The sequence below is a fragment of the Lacrimispora sanguinis genome (assembly GCF_044987295.1).
Taxonomy (GTDB): domain Bacteria; phylum Bacillota; class Clostridia; order Lachnospirales; family Lachnospiraceae; genus Lacrimispora; species Lacrimispora celerecrescens_B.
On sequence record NZ_CP173277.1, the window covers coordinates 2,762,417 to 2,785,801 of the forward strand.

General features: G+C 44.7%; 24 protein-coding genes. 8 read left to right on the plus strand and 16 right to left on the minus strand.

Features of this window, described 5'->3' with window-relative positions; translation table 11 throughout:
• Positions 1-16 precede the first annotated feature (16 nt).
• The 3 genes from ACHZES_RS12780 to ACHZES_RS12790 all read right to left on the minus strand — a co-directional run bounded on the left by ACHZES_RS12780 (position 17) and on the right by ACHZES_RS12790 (position 2,448).
• Complete coding sequence (locus ACHZES_RS12780; protein WP_395549114.1) at positions 17-262, minus strand: hypothetical protein; 246 nt, start codon at positions 260-262, stop codon at positions 17-19.
• A gap of 88 nt (positions 263-350) precedes the next feature.
• Positions 351-968: a hypothetical protein gene (locus ACHZES_RS12785; protein WP_395549115.1), complete on the minus strand. Its 618-nt coding sequence runs from the start codon at positions 966-968 to the stop codon at positions 351-353.
• Positions 969-975: 7 nt separating this feature from the next.
• Positions 976-2,448 carry a serine/threonine protein kinase gene (locus tag ACHZES_RS12790; protein ID WP_395549116.1) on the minus strand — a complete coding sequence of 491 codons (1,473 nt, stop codon included), beginning with the start codon at positions 2,446-2,448 and terminating at the stop codon, positions 976-978.
• 322 nt (positions 2,449-2,770) lie between these two features.
• Between ACHZES_RS12790 and ACHZES_RS12795 the strand changes: the two genes are divergently transcribed.
• Positions 2,771-3,490: an adaptor protein MecA gene (locus ACHZES_RS12795; RefSeq protein ID WP_038284611.1), complete on the plus strand. Its 720-nt coding sequence runs from the start codon at positions 2,771-2,773 to the stop codon at positions 3,488-3,490.
• A 76-nt stretch (positions 3,491-3,566) separates the two neighbouring features.
• On the opposite strand, the gene ACHZES_RS12800 is transcribed toward ACHZES_RS12795, so the two are convergent.
• The 12 genes from ACHZES_RS12800 to ACHZES_RS12855 all read right to left on the minus strand — a co-directional run bounded on the left by ACHZES_RS12800 (position 3,567) and on the right by ACHZES_RS12855 (position 16,712).
• Positions 3,567-4,487 (minus strand): alpha/beta hydrolase fold domain-containing protein, encoded by a 921-nt coding sequence (locus ACHZES_RS12800; protein ID WP_395549117.1) that lies wholly within the window; start codon positions 4,485-4,487, stop codon positions 3,567-3,569.
• Between the two features lie 3 nt (positions 4,488-4,490).
• Positions 4,491-5,879: an MATE family efflux transporter gene (locus tag ACHZES_RS12805; RefSeq protein WP_038284613.1), complete on the minus strand. Its 1,389-nt coding sequence runs from the start codon at positions 5,877-5,879 to the stop codon at positions 4,491-4,493.
• An 8-nt stretch (positions 5,880-5,887) separates the two neighbouring features.
• Positions 5,888-6,337, minus strand: coding sequence for a MarR family winged helix-turn-helix transcriptional regulator (locus tag ACHZES_RS12810; RefSeq protein ID WP_154527125.1), 450 nt, complete (start codon positions 6,335-6,337; stop codon positions 5,888-5,890).
• A gap of 155 nt (positions 6,338-6,492) precedes the next feature.
• Positions 6,493-7,371: an L-serine ammonia-lyase, iron-sulfur-dependent, subunit alpha gene (gene sdaAA / locus ACHZES_RS12815; protein WP_038284615.1), complete on the minus strand. Its 879-nt coding sequence runs from the start codon at positions 7,369-7,371 to the stop codon at positions 6,493-6,495.
• Positions 7,372-7,380: 9 nt separating this feature from the next.
• Positions 7,381-8,049, minus strand: coding sequence for an L-serine ammonia-lyase, iron-sulfur-dependent subunit beta (sdaAB, locus tag ACHZES_RS12820; protein ID WP_154527127.1), 669 nt, complete (start codon positions 8,047-8,049; stop codon positions 7,381-7,383).
• Between the two features lie 27 nt (positions 8,050-8,076).
• Entirely contained in the window at positions 8,077-9,291 is a 1,215-nt protein-coding gene (locus ACHZES_RS12825; RefSeq protein WP_038284618.1) for a dicarboxylate/amino acid:cation symporter, read from the minus strand.
• Between the two features lie 203 nt (positions 9,292-9,494).
• The gene (locus ACHZES_RS12830) at positions 9,495-10,178 is read right to left on the minus strand and encodes a transcriptional regulator (RefSeq protein ID WP_051835365.1); all 684 of its coding nucleotides are present in this window, start codon (positions 10,176-10,178) and stop codon (positions 9,495-9,497) included.
• Between the two features lie 159 nt (positions 10,179-10,337).
• Complete coding sequence (locus ACHZES_RS12835) at positions 10,338-12,554, minus strand: alpha-galactosidase (protein WP_395549118.1); 2,217 nt, start codon at positions 12,552-12,554, stop codon at positions 10,338-10,340.
• Between the two features lie 14 nt (positions 12,555-12,568).
• Positions 12,569-13,399 (minus strand): carbohydrate ABC transporter permease, encoded by an 831-nt coding sequence (locus tag ACHZES_RS12840; RefSeq protein WP_100306303.1) that lies wholly within the window; start codon positions 13,397-13,399, stop codon positions 12,569-12,571.
• 11 nt (positions 13,400-13,410) lie between these two features.
• Positions 13,411-14,316, minus strand: coding sequence for a carbohydrate ABC transporter permease (locus tag ACHZES_RS12845; protein WP_038282143.1), 906 nt, complete (start codon positions 14,314-14,316; stop codon positions 13,411-13,413).
• 107 nt (positions 14,317-14,423) lie between these two features.
• Positions 14,424-15,761, minus strand: a complete 1,338-nt coding sequence (locus ACHZES_RS12850; protein ID WP_395549119.1) for an ABC transporter substrate-binding protein — start codon at positions 15,759-15,761, stop codon at positions 14,424-14,426.
• A gap of 153 nt (positions 15,762-15,914) precedes the next feature.
• Positions 15,915-16,712, minus strand: coding sequence for an AraC family transcriptional regulator (locus tag ACHZES_RS12855; protein ID WP_395549120.1), 798 nt, complete (start codon positions 16,710-16,712; stop codon positions 15,915-15,917).
• Between the two features lie 117 nt (positions 16,713-16,829).
• Between ACHZES_RS12855 and ACHZES_RS12860 the strand changes: the two genes are divergently transcribed.
• The gene (locus ACHZES_RS12860) at positions 16,830-18,152 is read left to right on the plus strand and encodes an alpha-glucosidase/alpha-galactosidase (RefSeq protein WP_395549121.1); all 1,323 of its coding nucleotides are present in this window, start codon (positions 16,830-16,832) and stop codon (positions 18,150-18,152) included.
• A 121-nt stretch (positions 18,153-18,273) separates the two neighbouring features.
• On the plus strand, positions 18,274-19,146 hold the full coding sequence (locus tag ACHZES_RS12865) for an AraC family transcriptional regulator (RefSeq protein ID WP_051835211.1): 873 nt from the start codon (positions 18,274-18,276) through the stop codon (positions 19,144-19,146).
• A gap of 45 nt (positions 19,147-19,191) precedes the next feature.
• Here ACHZES_RS12865 and ACHZES_RS12870 read toward each other — a convergent pair whose 3' ends face one another.
• The gene (locus tag ACHZES_RS12870; protein ID WP_038282151.1) at positions 19,192-19,392 is read right to left on the minus strand and encodes a DUF1858 domain-containing protein; all 201 of its coding nucleotides are present in this window, start codon (positions 19,390-19,392) and stop codon (positions 19,192-19,194) included.
• A gap of 254 nt (positions 19,393-19,646) precedes the next feature.
• Between ACHZES_RS12870 and pflB the strand changes: the two genes are divergently transcribed.
• The 5 genes from pflB (at position 19,647) to ACHZES_RS12895 (ending at position 23,314) form a co-directional block, all read left to right on the plus strand.
• Positions 19,647-21,707 (plus strand): formate C-acetyltransferase, encoded by a 2,061-nt coding sequence (gene pflB, locus ACHZES_RS12875; RefSeq protein ID WP_154527137.1) that lies wholly within the window; start codon positions 19,647-19,649, stop codon positions 21,705-21,707.
• A gap of 12 nt (positions 21,708-21,719) precedes the next feature.
• A complete protein-coding gene (locus ACHZES_RS12880; RefSeq protein WP_395549122.1) occupies positions 21,720-21,989 on the plus strand; it encodes a hypothetical protein in 270 nt (89 codons plus the stop codon).
• A 21-nt stretch (positions 21,990-22,010) separates the two neighbouring features.
• Positions 22,011-22,256 carry an autonomous glycyl radical cofactor GrcA3 gene (grcA3, locus tag ACHZES_RS12885; RefSeq protein WP_038282157.1) on the plus strand — a complete coding sequence of 82 codons (246 nt, stop codon included), beginning with the start codon at positions 22,011-22,013 and terminating at the stop codon, positions 22,254-22,256.
• 24 nt (positions 22,257-22,280) lie between these two features.
• Positions 22,281-23,054, plus strand: coding sequence for a pyruvate formate-lyase-activating protein (pflA, locus tag ACHZES_RS12890; RefSeq protein ID WP_395549123.1), 774 nt, complete (start codon positions 22,281-22,283; stop codon positions 23,052-23,054).
• A gap of 89 nt (positions 23,055-23,143) precedes the next feature.
• Complete coding sequence (locus tag ACHZES_RS12895) at positions 23,144-23,314, plus strand: DUF362 domain-containing protein (RefSeq protein ID WP_025231031.1); 171 nt, start codon at positions 23,144-23,146, stop codon at positions 23,312-23,314.
• The last annotated feature ends 71 nt before the right edge of the window (positions 23,315-23,385 follow it).

Consider the following 23,385-nt stretch of genomic DNA (forward strand, 5'->3'; position numbering starts at 1 on the left):
TGGCACTATCCAATATTTACCGGTAATAAACACGGTCGAATCTTATTTCTCGCAGTTTTCCGGTCTCTCCATCAGGAACAAAATCGGCCATATAAAAACTATCGTCCTCCCTTATTTCAAATATTTTATTCCAGTCTTTCTCAGGCAGTTCTTCTCCATCGATAATGATGGCAATTCCCTGATCCCTGTATTTTTTAAGTCCTGCCAGATACTGACCTTTCTCCGTCTGCACGTTCCTTTCCCTGGCTTCATCTCTTTTCATCTGCATATACCCCGTCTGTTTCTCATTTGTTACATAAGCCGGGGGAGGACCACAAGGGTTTTGCCGTGACACAATTCCTCCCCGCTATTTAAAAAAACTGCTGATAAAAGCCTATGATTTCACCGGTGACAGCAAACACGTCTACTGAAACCGGAATTCGGGAGATGGGTATGTTAAGCCTCTTTTCCGCATTCTTTCTGGCTTCCTCGCTGCCAAACGACACGAGCGTCTTCCAGCTCTTTTCCGCTTTTTTTCCCTTTCTCTCAAACCCCAGAAACGCTTCCAGCTGCCACTCGGTTAAACTCCCGAGAACAAATTGCCTGTCACATCTTAAAAATTCTTCCAAGTTGCCTTCTCTTACGGTTCCGTAATCCACAATCACTGCCTGATAACCGGACTTTTTGCACAATAACAGCGTATCAATCCCCGCTCGTTCATAATAATCCGCTTCCAGTAACTGAAAACATCCGGCTTGGGACTGCTCCTTTGTGCACAGCTTTCTCATATTCTGAAAATCCTCATGGCTGTTCCATTCCAAGACAGCACACCGCTTCCTTAAGACTCCTCCTAAATATCCTGCCGTCATTACAGTAAAATGGGTCACCCCCACTCCTCTTCCGGTTCCTATGATCCCGATGACCTCCTGATTAGCTGGCTTTTTACCGGAGTTTAAAAGCTTCCACACCTTTTTTGCCGTTCCATTCATGAGGCGTTTATCCTTTCCCTATGGTACAGTTTTTGCCCGAAATCATCTGAAAAAACCAATCGCTAATCTGTTTTTTATATCTTCCTTTTCCTCTTTTCCTTATGCTTTTTATTTCTAAAATTTCTTCCAGAAGAGTCTTGTAAAAGTCTCCTGTTTCCGCATTTGTATCAAAAGGGTCCGGAAAATAAGGGGCCTTTACGCAGCGGGAAGGGGCTGCCCCGTCAGGCAGCCTTATCCTGGTTGTCCTGGCTGCATGATTATAAACGATCCCATAGGAGTTATGGCCTTTCACAACATATTCCGCAGAGATATAGGCACTGTTTCTGCTCCAGCTGCTGTAATCGCATACCAATATCACTGCATCGGGACTACCCGCCAGTGCCTGTTCAACATTTTTACCGTAATCCAGAATACGGATTTGATAAGGCGGCTCTTTTAATTTCACCGCCGGCCCGTAATAAGGTTTCCAAATAAAACCCTGATACCTCATCAGGCCAAACTGGTCCCGCTTTGCGGCTGCATGGTCACCAAGCCCGATGCCCATACCGGAATCATTTTTTTCTTCAAATAAATTGGGATATCCGTGATTTCTAAGATAGACAGACAGGCCGATTCCAATATGAGTCGTTCCGGCCCCTGATTTGCTCCCTGCAAGAGCGATTATAAGAGATGACGATTGTAGACGGTCTTTTGCAGCCGTTCCCATGTTTTTAAGCTGTCCAAGCCTCTCACCCAGCTCTTGTGCTGATGAAAACCGTTCTTCCTTTTCCTTTTTCATACACCGTTTTATGACGGCCGCCAGATCGGCATCCATTGACGAAGCCGGTTTGTAGGGCAGTTTTGGAAATTCTCCTGTAAATAGAAAATGAATGATAGCACCAATGGCATATAGGTCTGTTCTTTCATCCAGTACTCCATCCTTTGAATACTGCTCCGGCGCCGCACATCCTACGGTTCCATACCGCTCTCCGGGCATATTTGCATCATCCACGGACGCGGCAAGTTCAAAGTCAATCAGTTTAACGATGTCATTGCACAATAACAGGTTTTTCGGCTGTAAATCTAAATGTAATATGGGGTTTGGTCCTGCGAGATGCAGGTAATTGATGATGCTGGTCAACTGGATTCCATATGAGATGGCCAGTTCCCGCGATAGATGGCCCTGTTTTTTCACAAGGTCAAATAAAGATTCTCCTTCCAGATACTCTTCGATTAAATAACTATAAAATTCGTCTTCCTCTACATCATAAATAATGGGAATTCCAGGATGGCGAAGTTCCTTAAGAACAAGTGCTTCATGCCTTAGACGTTCAAACGTTAGAAAGCTTTTGGGTACCCGCTTGATTGCCCGGTATTCCTCAAGCCCTAGATGAACCGCCAGAAAAACTGTCCCTGCCCGGCCGGTTCCCAAGATGCCGTATAGCTGATATTTGCCAAACAGAACGGCGCTTACTAAAAACACCTCCTTTTGTCTGTCCAATATCATCTCTTGGGGTATATTCTAATATATTCTTTTTAACTTTTCAACTATTTTTTTACAAAAACTTGAAGCCTCCTTAAAGCGCCTTACGAAGATTACGAAAAAATCGAATAAATCAATATTAAATTTATATCATATCCAAAAACAAAACCGGGAAATTCCAAAAATCAAATAAGATTCCCGGTTATTAGCATTCAAACCTTAAAATTATATAAATTTTTTCACATAGTAATTGCTTTTTCGCTATATTATATAGTATAGTTATGTTGAGGAAGTATGTAAACATTCATTCACCATTTTTAAAAGAACAGGAAGTGATCCTATGAAGATAGAACGTATTAACGAAAATCAAATTCGCTGTACGCTTACAAGCTTTGATTTAAGCGTCAGAAACTTAAATTTAGGCGAGCTTGCCTATGGCAGTGAAAAAGCCCGCAACCTGTTCCGCGAGATGATTCAGAAAGCCTCTAACGAAGTGGGATTCGAAGCAGAAGACATTCCTCTCATGGTAGAAGCAATTCCATTGTCCAACGAAAGTGTGATGTTAGTAATCACTAAAATCGAAGATCCGGAAGAATTAGATACAAGGTTTGCCAAATTTTCACCATCAGCCGACGAAGACTTAGATTCCATGCCAGGAGATCTGGCAAGCGAACTTTTGGAAGGTGCCGACGGACTGTTAAACTTATTAGGTATTGACAAGAAGGACGAACCTGAGACAGAAGAGCCAAAAGAGCAATCAAGCGCTTCCTCGATACGAATCTATTGTTTTCAAAGTCTGGATCAGATATCTGATGCTGCAAGGACTGTTGGTCAGGTTTACGATGGCGAGAACACATTATATAAAAAACCTGATACCAGACAGTATTATCTGGTGATCAGGAACACTCCTGACAAATCTCTGGATTTCAGCCGTGTCTGCAACCTGCTTGCAGAATATGGTTCCAAGATTCACCAGGACTACGCCTCCGAAGCGTACTACAGGGAACATTACGAGGTGTTGATTGAAGGCCACGCCCTTCAGTCTCTTGCAAAACTTTAATCCGTTCCTTTGTTCATAGTACTTCATCACAAATCAAAAATGAGGTTCGGCCCCTTAAAAGGGCCGAGCCTCATTTTTAAAATCCTAAAGCTTCTTCCAAAAAAAATGTAAAAATCAATTCGAACGTAGCATCCGTTTCCTTGCACGGGATCAATATCCAGTCATGGATCATCTTAGCCCCTTTTTTATAAATGATTTCCGTTCCCTTCAATTTTCCCGCCTTTTCCGCCAAAAGTTCGCAGTCCGGTGTTAAGATCTCATCTGTGCCGGAAAATATCAGGATCTGTCCCAGATGATCCCAGTTTCCATAAAGGGGTGAGACAAAGGGATGCTCCGGTTCCAAAGGACCGCGGTAGCGGGCGCCGGCTTCTTTCAGCTCTTCTACAGGAAGAATAGGATCTGTTTTTTTCATGATCTTTATCTTCGGGTTGTTAAGAGCAATGTCCAGCCACGGGGAGACCACAGCAGTTCTCACCGGCATAGGTAAGTTCCCCATGTCCCGCAGTTCCTGTAAAAACGAGAGAGCCAGACCACCGCCGGAAAAATCCCCAAAAACGAAAAAATCATCTTCCGGATATTCTGCCGTCAGCCAGCTGTAAACCCGGACCAGATACCGGTGGACATCCAATGCCGTATATTCCGGAGCCAGAGGGCAGGAAGGCATGGTCACCTTTACCTGCTTTTCTATGGCAAAATACTCCGCTATTTCCCTGTAACGTTTAGACGGCTCCAGGCTATAGGCCCCTCCCGGCAGCATGAGGATATGGGCAGCCTTCGAATAGCTTCCGTTTATGGTGACTCCAGGAAAGCCGTCTACGTTCCAGGCTTTTACCCTTACCTTTTTCGTAAAACGTTCCTGGGTCAGCGTTCCCGTTCCTCTGGGCGGCTGGTCCAGTTCAAGAGCCATCTTTTTGTCCGCTTTTTTAAGCCTTGCAGAAAACCTTGCCATCTCCGTCTTCATGCTCATGATTTCCCCATCTCCCTTCTCTGTTTTCATATGTTACGATTCTTTGCATAATCTGTTTAGTTTTCTCATTTCATACAGAACAAACTGGCTGACAATGACCATTGAGGTAATATCCGCCACCGGCCCTGCATACAGAATTCCTTCCAGACCAAAAGAAAGAGGAAGGATAAGAATCAGCGGGATCAATAACAAAAGCTGACGCAGCATGGATAAAATGGAAGCCTTTAAAGGTTGTCCCGTCGACTGGAAATAACTGGTTGTCACTACCTGGAAACCGGCAGTAAAGATCCCCAGCATATACACCTTCAGGCAGCGGATTGCAAACTGGGTGAACTGCACATCCTCCGTCCCGAACAGGCTTAAGATCTGACTTGGGAACAACTGACAGGCCAGACAGCCCGTAAGTGCAACCGAGGTTGCTGCCACAGCCGCTGTAAGATAGGTCTTCCTCACACGCTTTGGCTGATTTGCTCCCTTATTAAAACCGAGAATAGGCTGGGAGCCGATGCCGATCCCAATACAGATGGAAATAAGGATCATTCCGATCTTGTTTACAACACCCATGGCGCTTAAGGCCACATCGCCGCCAATGTCCGTCTTGTTTCCATAATACACCAGGGAATTGTTCATGACAACCTGCAAAATGGTAGACGCCACCTGGGTGATGCCGCTTGAAATTCCAAGAGGCAAGGCCATCTTACAGATATCCCCATCAATGCGTAAGCTATTTTTATGTAAGCGCATATGCTTACCCTTGTATACAAAATACAGTACCAATACAACTGCGGAAATGATCTGGGAAGTAATGGTAGCAATGGCCGCTCCGGTCACGCCCCAATGAAATACGAAAATATAAATGGGATCCAAAACAGTATTTAAAGCAGCACCAACTAATATGGCATACATGGATAAGGCGGGACTTCCATCGGTCCTGGCCATATTGCTTAGTACCACGGAGAGCATGTTAAAAGGGGTGCCCAGTAATATGATAGAGGTGTACTGCCTTGCATATTCCATGGTATTGTCAGTCGCCCCAAAAATCCTTAACATAGGGGTCATAAGCGGGAATCCCACAGCCATAACGATCATACTGGCCGCTAAGGTCACCAGAAAAACAGTTCCAAGAGTCTTGTCCGCCACTTCCTCATTTCTTTCACCAAGCTTAATGGCTGCAAAAGCGCTTCCTCCCGCTCCTAAGAGGGTGGAAATGGCTAAAATGATTGTGACAATCGGAAATGCAATGGTGGTCGCAGCATTTCCCAAATACCCAACACCCTGACCGATAAAGATCTGGTCAACAATATTATAAATCGAATTCACCAACATGGCGACAATTGCCGGAAGTGCAAACTGCATCAGCAAATGCCCCACTGGTTTATATCCCAGGGGGTTCTCCCCCTGGTTTATCCTGCTTTGTTCCATATAATGTTCTATTCCTTTCCTCTCTGCTCTACGATATGATCGAGAGCATTGCAAGCCATGCGGATGAGCATTTGCTCCGCTGCATCGCGTTCCTCATTGGTAAACCCTTTTAATATAATATCCGCCCAATCATTTACGCTTTCCAAGGTCTTCCCCACAACAGCTGTGGCTTTTTCCGTAACGTAAATTCTCCGGATGCGTTTATCCTCCTGCGCCATTTCCGTCACAACATAGCCTTCTTCTTCCAGCTTTTTAACCGCACGGGTGGCAGTGGCCTTATCGTAATGGCCAAAAGAAGCCAGCTCATGCAGGCTCATGCCTGGCTTTTTAAAAATCTGCAATAAAAAAAACTGTTGTCCACAGCCTATCTGATAAGAAGATAATTGATTAGCAAAATACGCATTGTTAAGTCTCTGGATAATCGAGATATATTTCCCGATTTCCTTGTGCTCACTCATGTTTTCCACCTCCAAGCCTTTAGGACGGCATCTCATCTTTTTTAAAGATGATAAACAGCATAACATAAAGTGGTTGCATTCGCAACTTTTTTTTATTCATGCAATAAAAAGCGATACCGATTATGCAAAACCGGTACCGCTTATCATAAAACTGTTTACTTTGTTTTAAAAATCTCACAGGTTTTCCTGCAGGCAGCCTCTGTAGCCGCGCAGCCGCCAAGAGAAGTTTCCCTTAATTCAAATGGGATCGAACGCCCCACCATCATCATGGTGTCCACCGTCTGATCAAACGGTATGAACTGCTCTACTCCTGATAAGGCCATCTCGGCACATACCAGTGCATTGGAAGCACCCAGAACATTCCGGCTCTGGCAAGGATACTCCACCAGACCGGCTACCGGATCACAGACCAGCCCCAAGAGATTCACGATTGCAGAGGAAGCCGCATCCATGCACTGCTTCGGCGTTCCGCCCATGATCTCCGCTGCCGCTGCTGCTGCCATTGCGGAAGCAGCACCAACCTCGGCCTGACAGCCAGCCTGTGCTCCAGCCACGGTTGCATTCCTCATAATCAGATAACCAACCGCACTTGCTGTAAAAAGGCCATCTATGATCTGTTCGTCATCTAAGGAAAACTCTTCTTCCAGAGCAAGCAACAGCCCTGGCAGCACCCCGGAACTTCCGGCTGTGGGCGCCGCCACAATAAGGCCCATGGAAGCATTTACTTCCAGAACAGCCAGAGAATAGGTAATTGCCTTTGACAGCATGCTTCCGCATATGGATTTTCCCGATCTCCTTCTGTTCCGAACCTTTGCAGCTTCTCCACCAATCAATCCGCCGATGGATGCCACAGGCTCATCTAACGGTTTATGACAGGATTCTTTCATAATCCTATAAGCTTCCTTCATCCGGCTTATGGTCTCCTCCGGATCGGCACCAAACTCACTGGCTTCCCGTTGCCGCATCACTTCTGAAATCCGGCAGTGATTTTCCTCACACAATTTCAACAATTCACTTCCTGATATAAAGTCCATAAAAGCCTCCTAAACCTGAATAAGCATAACATCTTCCACTTTCGGGTGTTCCCGCAGCTTATCCAGCAATTCCTGTGGGATTTCCTCATCAGATTCAACCACAGAATAAGCAGTAGCACCTTTCTGTTCCCGGAACAGGCGCATGAAAGCAATATTTACATTGCGTTCACTTAAACTGGTAGCAATATAGGCCACCATGCCGGGATAGTCCAGGTGGCGTATAACCAGCGTGGAATATTCTCCTGTAAAGTCTACATCAATGCCGTTGATCCTTATAATTTTAACTTTACCGCCTCCTAATGAGACTCCCCGGACCGACATAGTCCCGCCCTGTTCCCCAGACACATGGATCTCTACTGTGTTTGGATGAACTTCTGTTTCCTTTTCATCAACGGCGAAAGAATACTCTAACCCGCATTCATCCGCCAGTTGGAAGGAATTCTTAATTCTCAGATCATAAGTCTCAAAACCTAGGATGCCGCCAAGAAGTGCACGGTCGGTTCCATGGCCTTTGTAGGTCTTTGCAAAAGAACCGTACAAAATAAACTCCACTTTTTGGATTGGCTCATTGAACATCTTTTTAACCAGAAGAGCAATCGCTACAGCCCCTGCAGTATGGGAGCTGGATGGCCCTACCATATTGGGGCCGATTACTTCAAAAATACTGATAGACGGCATAAACAGCCTTCTCCTTTCTCAGTCATCTTAACCTTTGTTATCCTTCTTAATATATTTATGGTAATACATATCAACCAGCGCACTGATCGCATTATCTCCGGATACGTTACATGCAGTTCCAAAGCTGTCCTGTGCAATATACATTGCCTGAAGAAGGCTGGCAATATCTCCCACTGCAGGGATTCCTACAATCGGGAAGAATGGAGTTGCCGTAAAGATAGAACCACCTGGAGCTCCCGGAGATGCAACTAAGGCTACTCCAAGTACACAGATAAACGGGAATAAGGTAAGGAATCCATGAGGCATGCCATAAATGAGCAGGGTAGCAGTCACACAGCAGGTTATTGTGATCATGGAACCTGCCATATGAATGTTAGCACACAGCGGAATTACGAAGTTACGGATTTCTTCTGATATACCATTGCTTTCCGCACATTTAATATTAACCGGAATGGTAGCAGCGGAAGACTGGGTACCAATTGCAGTTAAGTAGCCGGGTAACTGGTTCTTTAACATAGTAATTGGATTTCTTTTTGTCAATACGCCTGCTAAAGTAAAGGCCGCAAGCAGGTAGATTAAATGAAGCAGTATCACGATCACGAATACCTTCCAGAGTACGGACATAATCGCAAAGGTGGTTCCCTGATAAGTCATCTTAGCAAAAGTTCCGCAGATATACAAAGGAAGAAGGGGAATGATCACCCGGCCAAGTACCTTTGTAATGATCTCAGAAAAATCTTTGATCACATTATATAAGGTATCTCCGATCTCTTTTCCACGCATGGTACTGATGCATACTCCCAATACAAAGGCCAGTACAACAGCAGCTGTAGTTTCAAGTAACGGTGTGATGGCCAGGGAAAAATATCCGCTGATGGCCTTATCACTAGCAGAAGCAACTTTCGCAACTACCTCTTCATTCACAAATGAAGGGAAAAACGTACTGGCTACCGCATAAGCTGCGCTGCCTGCAAGCAATGTGGAAGCATAGGAAATCGCTGCGGTGAATGCCAGCAGCTTTCCGGCTCCCTGGGACAGGTCCGCAATTCCCATCGTAACAAAAGCTACTACCATAAGCGGAATGATGAACATTAAAAACTGTTTAAATAAATCCGATACTGTAATTAATATCGAAGTTACAAAGCTGGGACAGTACATACCGATTAAAATACCAATAATAATAGCTATAATCAGCTTTGGAACTAGTCCCAGTTTCTTCTTACTCTTCTTACTTTCCTCCATATCAATACCTTCCTTTCATATGAATAAAATAAATTTTATTATATTCATTTATATGATGTAATTTATTTTATCACAAACGCTACAGAATTGCAATATTATTATGATTTTCTAATAATTAAACAAAAAAATCTGCAGGTTTTTTGTCATTTTGCACAAAAACCTACAGATTTTTACTTTATCTACCATTTTCACTGTATTAATGTTTATTCGCTCTTCTTTTCTCCATTTGCCCCCACATTCCGAATGTGCATGTAAACAGTGTTTTTAGAAATTCCAAGATAATCGGCTACTTTAACAACCGCATCTTTCATGGTAAAAACTCCCTGTTGATGCAGGGCATTAATGATTTCTTTGTTTTTAAGAGACGGAAGTATTCCTTCATCTGCCAATACCGTTTTCCGAACCTCCTGAACTCTGCTGAAAATTAATTCATCAATATTTTTTGCGAAAGTTTCAGTTTTAACCAGGGAGTGAGTGGATATTTCGGGGATATAGCTGGATAGGATCTCGGAAAAACCTGTATTTAAATAAAAATTGATACATAGAAGTCCGATAATCCTTTTCTCCTCCCCCCGCACTACAATGGTGGAGGATTTTAATGGTTCTCCATTTTTGTTCTTGGTAAAATAGGAAATATAACTTTTTTCACCATCTTTTTCAATCTCTTCCAGCATCTGAAGCGCCAGGTCCGTAATCGGCATCCCTTCCGTACGTCCTGTATGGTGTCCATTGATGATCTTAATTACGGAGTGTTCCGTATCCTCCAGACTATGTAGCACCATCTCATAGCCTCCCCCCAGATAATCCGCAAGCCCTTCCAACATAATCTTATAAGATTCCAGTATAATTCGGTCAATCAGTGTTAAGTGTACATTATAATCCTTCATTGTTCTCAGCCCCTACATTCATTTTTTAAGGAATAATGCAATATTTTCAAAAATTATAGCATGCTATAAAATATTTTTCAATAAAAAGATAGAATACTTAACAACAATGTAATTTATTACATTAAAAAAGTCCAGGCGACGCCTGCCTGGACTTTTTTCTTATTCCGGTTTTTTAACAATAAAAATGAGGAAAGACGCAAAATCCCCTGATTCTTTGAAAAGATGACTTCTGTCAATGGGAATACCGGCATACATAAGCTCGCTTCCATAGTATTCACCAGTCTCCCCCGACATGGTAACTTTATAAAGCATATCCTCGCAAAGGCCCTGGAGCTTCAGCCTCAGCCAGCCTGCATTGGCAGGATTCAAAACCTGATAATAAGCGGCGATTGCCTGTTCCAAATCTTCTGATACTGCCATCCATGCCGTGTCATTTCCTTCAAATGGACTTTTTAGCCTGTAAAATGTTCCCTGATGTAAAAGTTTCCGGTATTTTTTATAGCATGCAATCTGCTGCTTAACCGTCTCTATTTCCTCAGGAGTCAGATGGTTCAAATCCAGTTCATATCCAAAAGCCCCGAAAATCGCTGCATTTCCCCTGGAATCCAAAGGCGTAATTCTATGAACCTGATGGTTAGGAACTGCGGAGACATGGGCTCCGATGCTGGATATGGGATAAACCATGGTAGTCCCATACTGGATCTTTAACCGGTCCATGGCATCCGTATTATCACTGCACCATGCCTGCGGAGCAAAGTACAGCATTCCAGGGTCAAACCTGGCTCCTCCGCTGGCGCAGGATTCAAACAGGATCTCCGGAAAGTCTCTGGTGAGCCGGGTATATAGGTCATAGACTCCCAGGATAAATTTATGCATCACCATTCCCTGCCTGTCAGGGGAGGTTCCTCTAGAGAAGCATTCCGTCAGATATCGGTTCATATCCCACTTGATATAGGAGATTTTTGCATTGGCAATAATATCCTTTAACATACCGTAAACCGCATCAACAATTTCCTTTCTTGAAAAATCAAGGACATGCTGATTCCTGCTGGGTGTTTCATAACGGCCGGGAGCGGATAGGATCCAGTCTGGATGAGCCTCGTAAAAGCGGCTGTCTTTATTGACCATCTCCGGCTCGATCCACAGACCGAATTTTAGGCCCAGGGCCTCCACCTTCTCAGACAGTCCGGAAATTCCCTCCGGAAGCTTATTTCTGTTTACTTGCCAGTCACCTAAGCCCCTGTGGTCGTCACTTCGTTCACCAAACCAGCCGTCATCAAGAACAAACAGCTCCACGCCCGTTTCCTTCGCTTTTCTAGCAATATCGAGAATCTTTTCTTCGTTAAAATCCATATAAGTTGCTTCCCAGTTGTTCAAAAGCACTGGCCTTTCCCTGTCTCTCCAATACCCTCTCGCAAGCCGGGTCCTGTATAAAAGGTGGAAAGTTTGACTCATAAAGGAAAGCCCCTGTTCCGAATAAACCATCACAAGCTCCGGAGTCTGAAACGACTCCCCCGCTTTCAAAGGCCATTCAAAGGTATCCGGATGGATTCCCATAAGAACACGGGTGGTATCATGGGTGCAGACTTCCACCTGACCTAAGAAGCTTCCGCTGTATACAAGGCTAAAACCATATACCTGGCCGCTGTTCTCCGTTGTCTCTTTTCTTGCAAGCGCCAGGAATGGATTGTGCTCTGCGCTGCTGATCCCTCTCATACTGTAAATAGACTGGATTCCCTGTTCCAATGGACGCCTCTTTAAGTACCGCTCTCTGGACCATGCCCCGGAAAGCTGAATCATCTCATAATCACAATCCGGTAAGTCAACCGCTCCGCTCATGGCAGTCTTAAGGACGATCTCCTCCTTGCCATGATGATCAAAACGGGCATGCCTTGTAAGAACCGGCATCTCTTCATAGATCGTATAGGAAAGAATCAGCTCCGTATCCATCACATCATCATGAAGGGTGATCTCCAGGGTGGCGGACTCCCGCTCCTCCTCCACATAGGTAGCCGGAAGAGGCTCTATGGAGCGCTTCCCCTCAAAGATACGGTGGGACACATAGGTAAAGTTTGTGATCCTGCTGCCATTCTCCTGCCTGATCATGCAGGCACCGTATCGGTAATCCCCTGTTCCATAGGCCGGATATTCCTGCTTGGTATATTGGAGACATAAGCTGACCGGCGCCGGGCAGCTTATGGCGGCATGGGCACGCTCTCCTGTCTCAAGGAGATATGCATAGGACTCCCTGTCCGTAATCCGTTTCCCATAGTACAGATTTCCCAGCTGTCCATTGGCCATAATCTGAATGATATAACTTATGGACCGGTTATACAGGTGAAACTGTTTCGCTTGTTCATGATAAATGATAGACATAATTCATACTCCTTTTATAATTTTCCTCCGGATGTAGCAATTCCTTCTATAAACTGTTTCTGGAATATAAGATAAATGATAATCATTGGGATACAGGCCAGCAAGGATGCCGCCATAAGCTCCGGATAATTTGTTTCAAACTGTCCCTGCAGCTTTGCAAGGGCGGCAGATAAGGGCATGGTATTTTGCTCTGTGTTGACGACCAGAGGCCACATCAGCTCCTTAAATCCAAACAGCGCGGTAAAGATACCCAGAGCCACCATGGAGGATTTTGTAAGGGGTGCCATTACATAAAGAAAGGTCTGGCCGATATTGCAGCCGTCAAGCCTGGCCGCCTCCTCTAAGGAAGAGGGAAGTCCCATATAAGCCTGCCTTAACAAAAAGGTTCCAAAAGCTGTCACAAGTCCCGGAAAAAGCAGGCCAAAGGAGGTGTTTAACATTCCCAGCTTACTCACCATTAAGTATTGAGGAATAATAAAGATCTGGGATGGCACCATCATCTGGAACAAAACCAGGGAAAAGGCCAGATTCTTTCCCTTAAAGTGAAGGCGTCCAAAAGCATATCCTGCCATGGTTGCAGTAAGCACCGCACAAATGACCCGTTCTACAATCAGCATCAACGTATTCCAGTACAGCCTTAAAAAGTTCATTTTGCTTATGATGGATAAAAATGCTTCCTTTCTCCATACCGTAGGAAAAATGATGAACGGATTCATCTGAGTTGCCTCCGATGTGCTTTTAAAGGCGGTTAAAAACATCCACAAAAAGGGGACCAGCATGATGACAGACCCGATTGTAAGAATGAAGTAAACGATGGCTGATTTAATTTTTCTACTCTTATCCATAATTCTCCTCCCTAGCTGTAGTTCACCCATTTTTTCTGACAAATCATCTGAATCATTGTGATCAGAAGGATTACCATAAGAAGCAGCATGACAATGGAAGAGCCATATCCCTTGTTTCCTTCTATAAAAGAATACTTATAGAAAAGATACACCAGGGACTGGGTCTTTACCAGCGCCGGGTTGCTTCTTCCCATCATCATATAGATACTGTCAAACACCTGCATGGCCCCTATGACTCTGGTCACGGTCACAAAAAACATGGTGGGTGATATTAAGGGCAGTGTAATTGTAAAAAACTGGTTGATCCCGTTTGCCCCGTCAATCTGCGCTGCCTCATAATAGTCTCTGGGTATTTCCTGAAGGCCTGCAAAAAACAGTACCATATTATAACCGATCACAGACCAGATTCCTACGATGGCCACAGAGATAAATGCGATATTGGGATTGGAGATCCAGTTCACTCCGGAAAGTCCTATCCCCCGAAGCAGATGGTTAAGCAGTCCGAATTCCGAATTATAAAGCCATCTCCAAACCATAGCCACCGCTGCAGGAGCAGCTACCATTGGCAGGAAATAAATGGTCCTCCATATTGAGCGCCCCCGGATTTTCCCATTTAGAAAAACGGCTAACACAAGGGCAATCGCAATGGAAAACGGTACCTCTACCACCGCATATTTACATGTATTCCACAAAGCCTGCCATACAGCCCCATCACTAAAAAGCTGACCGTAATTGTCAAAGCCAATAAATACATTGCCTTTGCCAAAAGCCCCTGTTTTGAAAAAGCTCTGATAAATGGTCTGAAAAATAGGGATGATGTTTAATATAATAAGCCCTGCCATGGTCGGAAGCAAAAACATCCACCCCCATAAAAATTCACTTCTCTCCCGCCTTGATACCTTTGACTTTCTGTTCATGCAGACCCTCCGTATTTCTTTGTCAAGCGGATATTCCCAATCCGCTTCACCACTTGATTCGGTTAAAAAGGGGGAGGCGCTTTAAAAGCCTGCCTCCCCAGCTCTTCCTATTCTTGTGCCAGCATGGCATTCATTTCCTGAGCAATGTCCTTGCAGACATCCTCCACGCTCTTTGCTCCGGTCCATGCATCAATTAATTTTTCATGGCTCATATTGTTCCATGCAACCGTTGATTTAGAGTATGGCCTGATGACCAGGTCACTCATCATATCTAAATATGCCTGCAGGTTAAAGCCCTGATATGCCTTTATCCAGTTATCCGTTGTCCCTTCATAGGCAGAAATAACAATTCCAAGGTCAGACTGCTTCTGCTGAGCTTCCTTTGATCCCATGTATTCGATCAGCTTCCATGCTTCTTCAGGCATGCCGGTATTGGCGGAAGCCGCCCAGCCCAGTCCATTGTAAATGGATATCCTCTTTCCAGAGGCCGCATCTTTTGGAAGGTCTGCGATGTCACAGTTTGCCTTTACGTAATCATTATTGCAAAGCTCTGGAAGCATCCATGAGCCAGCCGTGATCATGGCTACCTTGCCGGCTTCAAACAAGGCTTCCTCTGTATTCTCTGCCATCACTTCATATGGAGGAGCATATCCTTCTTTCATCAGGTCCGTGATAAACGTTAAGGCCTTGATGGTTCCCGGCTGGTCAAATCCGGAAGATTTTTTATCATCGCTGATTACATAACCGCCCATATCATAAACGATATTGTTCCAGCCTGCCTGGTCATTGGTAGGCCTTAAGGCAAATCCATACTGGCTTCCATCTGCTTTGGTCAGCTTTTTTGCTGCTTCTGCATAATCATCCCAGGTCCAATCCTTGTCGGGATAAGGGACTCCTGCTTCATCAAACATGGTTTTGTTGTACCAGAGAGCGATGGTATCAATATCCTTTGGCACTGCATACTGCTTTGTACCTTCCCAATTATAGATCTGCACAATGTCCTTAGGGAATTTATCCATTTCCAGTTTCTTGCTTTCCTTGATCCGGTCCGTTAGGTCCAGGAGCATCTCGTATTCGGAATACCTTGCGATCTCATTGGAATGCATCCAGAAAACATCGGGAAGAGATCCACCGGTTGCTCCTGCCTCCAGCATGGTCCAGTACTGCTCCCATGGAGTTACCTGAATCTGTGTCTTAATTCCCGTTTCATTGGTAAAGTCCTTCATGATCTCTGTAAGTCCCGGCTCCTGGTTTTTATCCCAGATTGCAACCGTCAGAGTTCCCTGAGCAGCCGTATTTCCTGACTCACCGGAGCTTTCCACAGTCTGTTTTGTTTCTCCTGCGCTTGCAGGAGCAGTTTCGTTCCCGGCCTTGCCTGCGCATCCAACCACTGCTGCTGCCATAACTGCCGCCATTGCTGCTGTTAACCACCATTTACGTTTCATTTTGCTACCTCCCTTTAATTAGTCAGTTTATATAGTTAAAACTGAATTTAAAACCATTTTTTGTACATTTTTCTTTGTCCAATCCTGATTATAAACCTTTTTTTATCTATATTACATAGACTAATGTGACAGGTACATGGTGTTTTGTTATATTTACCAAACCTCTTCTCTCATCTTCTTCCGATACTGGAGCGGGGATTCTCCCTCTGTCTGAAGGAAACTTTTACAAAATACCGAAGCATCATGAAAGCCGCAGGATAAACCGGTTTCCGTTATACTAAGGCCCGTATCCTCTAGCAGACGCTTTGCCTCCATGATCCGGTAGGCTGTTAAATACTGCTTCGGAGAAATACCCTTATATTTCATAAATAGCCGGTACAGATAGGTCCTGTCGATTCCTACATATTTTGCCACATCTCCGATCTGGATGGGGTAGCTGTAATTATGGCGTATAAATGTTTCCGCCCTGGACAGATAGCTCTGCTCATACTCTCCCACTTCCTTGCTGCGTTTTGGGAACCGGGAAAACAGCAGATAAAGAAACCCTGCTGTCTCATCCATATTGTGTTCCCCGCTTTCAAAGACGGTCACCAGCCGGTCCATATAGTCTCGCCATTCCTCACCACGATCAAAATGGTACACATATTCATTTTCCTCCTGTCGGTAATCGCTTAACAGCCTCTCCGCTTCAGTCCCTGCAAAAGCTGCCCAGGCATATTCCCAAGGCTCATCCTTATCCGCCTGATAATAAGTGACCTCCTGAGGCTTGATCAAAAATGCATCTCCTTCTTTTAAGGCATATTCCTCGCCTCCTGTGCGGTAGATCCCCTTTCCCCTAAATATCACATGCATCAGGTAATGCTTCCGGATCGCAGGTCCGAAAAAATGCCCTGACGCACACTGTTCACGACCGCAGTAATAAATGGTCAGCCCCCGTACCAATTGATTCATGTTTCACCCTCCATACAACAAAATGACAATTTTATGAAACAAACGTCCTATCTTTTTTTCTGCTGCAATTATACAATATCCTCATCAGACAGACAAGGAAAACAAGGAGGAAGGAACATGGTAAAAATAACTTTTATGGGGGCAGGGAGCACGATATTTGCAAGAAATGTCTTAGGCGACTGCATGTGCACTCCAATACTTCAGGACGCTGTGATCGCTCTTTACGATATTGATCAGGTGCGGCTTTCGGATTCGGAGCTTATTCTGAGTGCAATCAACAAAAATGTGAATGAAGGACGGGCTGATATCAAAACTTATCTGGGAGTGGAAAACCGGAAGGAAGCGTTATCAGGTGCCACCTTTGTAGTGAACGCCATTCAGGTGGGCGGATACGATCCCTGTACGATTACAGACTTTGAAATTCCTAAAAAATACGGCTTAAAGCAGACCATTGCGGATACCCTGGGGATCGGCGGCATTATGCGAGGCTTAAGGACCATACCTGTTATGGAGGACTTTGCCAGAGACATGGAAGAGGTTTGTCCGGATGCCTACTTCTTAAATTATACCAATCCCATGGCGATCTTAACTGGCTACATGCAGCGTTATACATCCATTAAGACCATTGGTTTATGCCACAGCGTCCAGGTATGTTCAGAAACCTTATTAAAGGGGCTTGATATGGAGGATAAGCTGGAGGGAAGAACTGAGTTAATTGCCGGGATCAATCATATGGCCTGGCTCCTAAAACTCCATGACAGGGAAGGGAATGATCTTTACCCTATTATCCGCCAGAAAGCCTTTGAGAAAAACCAGAGTACGAAACATAAAGATATGGTGCGGTTTGAGTACATCAACCATTTAGGCTATTATTGCACGGAATCCAGTGAACACAATGCGGAATACAATCCGTTGTTCATAAAGTCCAAATACCCGGAAATGATTGATGAATTCCAGATCCCCTTAGATGAATACCCGCGGCGCTGCATCAAGCAGATCAACGAGTGGGAAGAAGAAAAAAATACAATTCATAACAACGGACAGATCACGCATGCCCGTTCCCATGAATACGCCTCCTATATTATGGAAGCAATTTTGACCAATAAGCCATACAAGATCGGAGCAAGTGTATTGAACCGGGGGCTGATCGATAACCTCCCCGTTGACGCCTGCGTAGAAGTTCCCTGTCTGGTAGACGGAAGCGGAATCACCCCCTGCCATGTGGGCCCCCTTCCCACTCAGCTGGCGGCCATGAACATGACCAACATAAATCCTCAGCTTCTCACCATAGAAGCCGCCCGTAACAGGGACAGAAAGACCATCTACCAGGCAGCCATGCTGGATCCTCATACTGCTGCCGAGCTTAATATAAAAGATATCTGCTCCATGGTGGATGAACTCATTGCAGCCCATGGTGATTACATGAACATGTACCAGTAAAAGAAGCTCTCAGGAATTATTTACAAGATGCCCTTAATACCTGTATACTTGACCCTATCAAACATCCTAATATAAGCGGATCGTATGACAGGGTCTTTCACTATTTTAAGGGGGTATATTTTTGATCGAAAAACAAACGACTTATAAAAACGTTGCCGGGTTCCGCTGTTTAAGGAACATCAAACGGCAGACCAATGATCTGTATCTGGTCCACTGCGGTATCCAGCAGTGTCCTCCAGGATACACCTACGATCACAAGGTTCCAAATGAAAATCACCTTCATTTTGTTCTGGGCGGCGCAGGTTCCCTGGAAATTGACGGGAAACGGTATGATATAAAAACAGATGACATCTTCCTCATACCGAAAGGCTATCCCGTTCTTTACAACGCAGATCTTAAAAATCCCTGGGAGTATATGTGGATCACTTTTGACGGAGAAATGGCAGAGGCTTATTTAAGCTATGCAGGTATATCCCCACAGCTCCCTGCCATCCATTCCCAGATTCCCAATCAGCTTTATCTACCCATGATACACAAAATACTGGATACCAGTGAATTGACCTTTGCCAATGAAATCAAGCGTGTGGGATACCTATACGAGATATTGTCTACCCTGATCGAAATGCAAAATACCATAAGAACCATTAAAAAGAACCAATACGACTATTCCATCGATACTTATGTAGATTATGCCCTTCAATATATCAAACTGAACTATGACTGCATCAAGGTCCAGGACATCGCAGACTACATCGGAATCAACCGTTCCTATTTGACCACAATATTCAAAAAGCAGCTTCACGTTTCCCCTCAGGAATACTTAATGAGGTTCCGGCTTAACATTGCCGCCAATCAGCTTGCCACCACCTCCTTATCCATTCAGGAAATTGCCACAGGAATCGGATATCATAACCCTTTAACATTTTCTAAGATATTCAAGCAGGAATTCGGCGTCAGCCCGAAGCATTACAGAGAAGAAAAACGACAGCCATAAAAAAACAGGAGGCAGTCCTTAGGGACTAGCCTCCTGTAACATATTCTATCTGTTTGCTAACACTTCGTTAATCTGGGAAACCAGAACATCACATTCTATTCCATGAACCTGGCAAGCTTCCTCCAGGGACTCACCCTGAGATGCCGGACAGCCGAGGCAATGCATACCTGCGCGCATTAACATAGGTGCAATGTTCTCGTCCATTTCAAGCAATGCTCCTATTAACATATCCTTCTGGATCTGCATCTTGTGTTCCTCCTTAAAAAATTGTACTTACTGTCTTTATAATATAATACTTTTCTTCCTGATTAGCAAGGGCTAAATTCCTTGTTTTTTCCTTCCAGCTTCTTTTTGACAAATTTTTCTCAATAAGTAGTCTTGACATTGTATACAGTATTCATATATAATGTATTCATACAAAGGTTGTATGAATTATAATCTTTGCCGGCACTCATTTATAATTTACACTTATATAGCAGATTTTACGGAGGAATAAGACTATGAGAACAGAATGGAGAGCTTTCACAGGCGGTGTTTGGGAACGGGAAATCAACGTCAGGGACTTTATACAGAAAAATTACACACCTTATGACGGCGATGATTCCTTTCTAGCCGGACCGACCACAGCAACAAACGCTCTTTGGGCACAGGTTATGGATTTATCCAAACAGGAGCGGGAGGCTGGCGGCGTGCTGGATATGGATACTAAGACTATTTCCACCATCTCCTCTCACGGACCAGGATATTTAGATAAAGACAAAGAAACAATCGTAGGCTTTCAGACCGATAAGCCCTTTAAGCGTTCCTTACAGCCTTACGGCGGCATCCGTATGGCAGAAAAAGCATGTGCAGACAATGGTTATACCATTGATCCTGAAGTTAAGAAATTTTTTACGATTCACAGAAAAACACACAATGCCGGTGTTTTTGATGCTTATACCCAGGAAATGCGTGACTGCCGTTCCAACCACATCATCACAGGCCTTCCGGACGCCTATGGCCGCGGACGTATCATCGGCGATTACCGCCGGGTAGCGCTTTACGGCATTGACCGTCTGATCGCAGATAAGGAAGAGCAAAAGGATACAACCCGTACCACCATGTACTCAGACGTGATCCGGGAAAGAGAAGAGCTTTCCGAGCAGATCCGAGCTCTTAAGGAATTAAAAGAGCTTGGAAACATCTATGGCTTTGATATTTCAAAACCGGCCGCCAATGTAAAAGAGGCGATCCAGTGGCTGTACTTTGCCTACCTTGCCGCTGTCAAGGAGCAGAACGGAGCAGCCATGTCCTTAGGCCGCACCTCCACCTTTATTGATGTTTATGCACAGAGAGATTTAGAAGAAGGAATCTTTACCGAGGAAGAGATCCAGGAGTTTGTGGACCATTTCATCATGAAGCTTCGTCTGGTCAAATTTGCCCGTACCCCGGAATACAATGAGCTGTTCTCCGGCGATCCTACCTGGGTAACAGAATCCATCGGCGGAGTCGGTATCGACGGACGCCATCTGGTGACCAAGTCCTCTTTCCGTTACCTCCACACGCTTAAGAACCTGGGAACAGCTCCTGAGCCAAACTTAACCGTGCTCTGGTCCACAAAGCTTCCGGAAAACTTTAAGCGATTCTGCGCCAAGACCTCCATTGAATCCTCTTCCATTCAGTACGAGAATGATGATCTGATGAGAGTGACACATGGAGACGATTATGCCATTGCCTGCTGCGTATCTTCCATGAGGGTTGGTAAGGAAATGCAGTTCTTCGGCGCGCGGGCTAATCTTGCAAAATGCTTGTTATATGCAATTAACGGCGGCATTGATGAAGTTACCAAAAAACAGGTCGGCCCCAAATATCGCCCTATCACTTCCGAGTACTTAGAATATGATGAGGTTATGGCTGCCTATAAGGATATGATGAACTGGCTTGCAAGGGTTTATGTAAACACCTTGAACGTCATCCACTATATGCACGACAAATACAGCTATGAGCGCATTCAGATGGCTCTTCATGATAAAAAGGTGACCCGTTGGTTCGCAACCGGTATTGCCGGACTTTCCGTAGTGGCTGACTCTTTATCTGCCATCAAATATGCCAAGGTAAAGGCCGTAAGGGATGAAAACGGAATCGTGACCGATTACATCGTAGAAGGAGACTTCCCCAAATACGGCAATAACGATGACCGGGTAGACATGATCGCAAACGAACTGGTTCATACCTTTATGAATTATGTAAAAGGAAACCACACTTACCGCGGCGGTATCCCTACCACCTCCATCTTGACAATCACTTCCAACGTGGTATATGGTAAAAATACAGGAGCAACTCCTGATGGACGTAAAAAGGGAGAAGCCTTTGCACCTGGCGCAAACCCAATGCATCTTAGGGATACCCACGGTGCTGTCGCTTCCCTGGCATCGGTTGCAAAGCTTCCGTTCAGAGACGCTCAGGATGGTATCTCCAATACCTTCTCTATCGTACCGGGAGCCCTTGGTAAGGAAGATCAGATCTTCACAGGAGATTTAGAGGTAGATTTAGAGCTGGCTCTTAACGAAGACCAGAAGTAAAGGAGTGTTTTTATGGCAGATCCAAAGGAGAAACAGATTGACGATATCGTCTCCATGCTGGACCAGTTCATGACTGGAAACGGCGGACACATGAACATCCACGTATCAGAAGACGGTACCATATGTACCGATGAAACAATGGCTAAATCAGTTACTACCATGAACTCTACGGATTGTGCAGACGGAAATTCCGCCTGCAGAGTTCCCACCTTATTCCAGGCATTGGACACAGACGATGAAGACCCGGAAAGCAACCGGCTGTTTATGGAAGATACTTACTAAATACAAAAGGAGGATTATAAAATGACAAATATCAGCGAATCTCAAATCAATAACCTTGTTAATTTATTAGATGGCTATGTGGAAGAAGGCGGACATCACTTAAATGTTAATGTCTTCACCCGTGATACCCTTCTAGACGCTCAGAAGCATCCGGAAAGTTATCCCCAGCTTACAGTACGTGTATCCGGTTATGCAGTGAATTTTATCAAGCTGACAAAGGAACAGCAGGATGAGGTAATCTCCCGTACGTTCCACAGCAATATGTAATAAATAGCAAAGAAGGCGATCTATATGACAGGATATATCCATTCTATTGAAAGCTTCGGTACCGTTGACGGGCCGGGCGTGCGCATGGTGATTTTTTTGCAGGGTTGTCCCATGCGCTGCCAATATTGCCACAATCCGGACACCTGGAAAATGGCAGGCGGCACACCAATGACATCAGAAGAACTATTAAAGCAGTATGAGTCATCCCGGAATTTCTACCGGGGCGGAGGTATAACGGCTACCGGCGGGGAGCCCCTTATGCAGCTGGACTTTGTGATTGAGCTTTTTGAAGCTGCAGCAAAGAAAGACATTCATACCTGCCTGGATACCTCAGGCGTTACTTTTCATAGGAATGATCCGGATTATCTAAAAAAAATAGACCGGCTTCTGGACTCTACCGACCTTGTCATGCTGGACATCAAACACATTGATGATACAAGGCATAAAACACTTACAGGGCATTCCAACGAAAATATTCTGGACTTTGCCCAGTACTTAAGTGACCGGGATATCCCGGTGTGGATCCGTCACGTGACAGTGCCAAAGATTTCAGATGAGACCCCTGATTTATACAGACTAGGGCGTTTTATCGGCGGGCTAAAGAATGTGAAGGCCCTTGATGTCCTGCCTTATCATGACATGGGAAAGGTTAAATACGAAAGCCTGGGAATGGAGTACCCCCTAAAGGATACTCCCCCCATGTCTAAAGAAGGTGCCGTTGCTGCCAAGAAGATTATCTTAAGCGGAATCAGGGATGTCCGCACAGGACTCCCTGATCGGTATTGCTCCCAAAATTAAACAATAATTGTACCATTTACTACTTGAATATTTCTGATTTATAGTATAAAATATAGAAAAATCTATATAATATAAGGAGGTAATTTATCATGGCACGAGTTATTAGTGATGCTTGCGTTAGCTGCGGAAGCTGTGAAGGTGAATGCCCAGTAAGCGCTATCAGCCAGGGTGATTCTCAGTTTGTTATTGATGCTGATGCATGTATCGATTGTGGCGCTTGTGAGGGCGTATGTCCAACAGGAGCTATTTCTGAAGCATAATTATGATACATAAATGCCTCTTCCGAAAGGAAGAGGCATTTTGTTATATTATCACGTTCTTTATATCTGCA

Excerpts from the sequence above, each read along its gene's own strand:
- pflB (WP_154527137.1), top strand. The coding sequence starts at position 19,647 with ATGAGAACAGAATGGAGAGCTTTCACAGGCGGTGTTTGGGAACGGGAA.
- ACHZES_RS12785 (WP_395549115.1), bottom strand. The coding sequence starts at position 968 with ATGAATGGAACGGCAAAAAAGGTGTGGAAGCTTTTAAACTCCGGTAAA.
- sdaAA (WP_038284615.1), bottom strand. The coding sequence starts at position 7,371 with ATGGACTTTATATCAGGAAGTGAATTGTTGAAATTGTGTGAGGAAAAT.
- ACHZES_RS12850 (WP_395549119.1), bottom strand. The coding sequence starts at position 15,761 with ATGAAACGTAAATGGTGGTTAACAGCAGCAATGGCGGCAGTTATGGCA.
- ACHZES_RS12805 (WP_038284613.1), bottom strand. The coding sequence starts at position 5,879 with ATGGAACAAAGCAGGATAAACCAGGGGGAGAACCCCCTGGGATATAAA.
- ACHZES_RS12835 (WP_395549118.1), bottom strand. The coding sequence starts at position 12,554 with ATGTCTATCATTTATCATGAACAAGCGAAACAGTTTCACCTGTATAAC.
- sdaAB (WP_154527127.1), bottom strand. The coding sequence starts at position 8,049 with ATGCCGTCTATCAGTATTTTTGAAGTAATCGGCCCCAATATGGTAGGG.
- ACHZES_RS12855 (WP_395549120.1), bottom strand. The coding sequence starts at position 16,712 with ATGAATCAATTGGTACGGGGGCTGACCATTTATTACTGCGGTCGTGAA.
- pflA (WP_395549123.1), top strand. The coding sequence starts at position 22,281 with ATGACAGGATATATCCATTCTATTGAAAGCTTCGGTACCGTTGACGGG.
- ACHZES_RS12830 (WP_051835365.1), bottom strand. The coding sequence starts at position 10,178 with ATGAAGGATTATAATGTACACTTAACACTGATTGACCGAATTATACTG.
- ACHZES_RS12840 (WP_100306303.1), bottom strand. The coding sequence starts at position 13,399 with ATGGATAAGAGTAGAAAAATTAAATCAGCCATCGTTTACTTCATTCTT.
- ACHZES_RS12810 (WP_154527125.1), bottom strand. The coding sequence starts at position 6,337 with ATGAGTGAGCACAAGGAAATCGGGAAATATATCTCGATTATCCAGAGA.
- grcA3 (WP_038282157.1), top strand. The coding sequence starts at position 22,011 with ATGACAAATATCAGCGAATCTCAAATCAATAACCTTGTTAATTTATTA.
- ACHZES_RS12780 (WP_395549114.1), bottom strand. The coding sequence starts at position 262 with ATGAAAAGAGATGAAGCCAGGGAAAGGAACGTGCAGACGGAGAAAGGT.
- ACHZES_RS12795 (WP_038284611.1), top strand. The coding sequence starts at position 2,771 with ATGAAGATAGAACGTATTAACGAAAATCAAATTCGCTGTACGCTTACA.
- ACHZES_RS12895 (WP_025231031.1), top strand. The coding sequence starts at position 23,144 with ATGGCACGAGTTATTAGTGATGCTTGCGTTAGCTGCGGAAGCTGTGAA.
- ACHZES_RS12825 (WP_038284618.1), bottom strand. The coding sequence starts at position 9,291 with ATGGAGGAAAGTAAGAAGAGTAAGAAGAAACTGGGACTAGTTCCAAAG.
- ACHZES_RS12845 (WP_038282143.1), bottom strand. The coding sequence starts at position 14,316 with ATGAACAGAAAGTCAAAGGTATCAAGGCGGGAGAGAAGTGAATTTTTA.
- ACHZES_RS12860 (WP_395549121.1), top strand. The coding sequence starts at position 16,830 with ATGGTAAAAATAACTTTTATGGGGGCAGGGAGCACGATATTTGCAAGA.
- ACHZES_RS12880 (WP_395549122.1), top strand. The coding sequence starts at position 21,720 with ATGGCAGATCCAAAGGAGAAACAGATTGACGATATCGTCTCCATGCTG.
- ACHZES_RS12800 (WP_395549117.1), bottom strand. The coding sequence starts at position 4,487 with ATGAAAACAGAGAAGGGAGATGGGGAAATCATGAGCATGAAGACGGAG.
- ACHZES_RS12870 (WP_038282151.1), bottom strand. The coding sequence starts at position 19,392 with ATGCAGATCCAGAAGGATATGTTAATAGGAGCATTGCTTGAAATGGAC.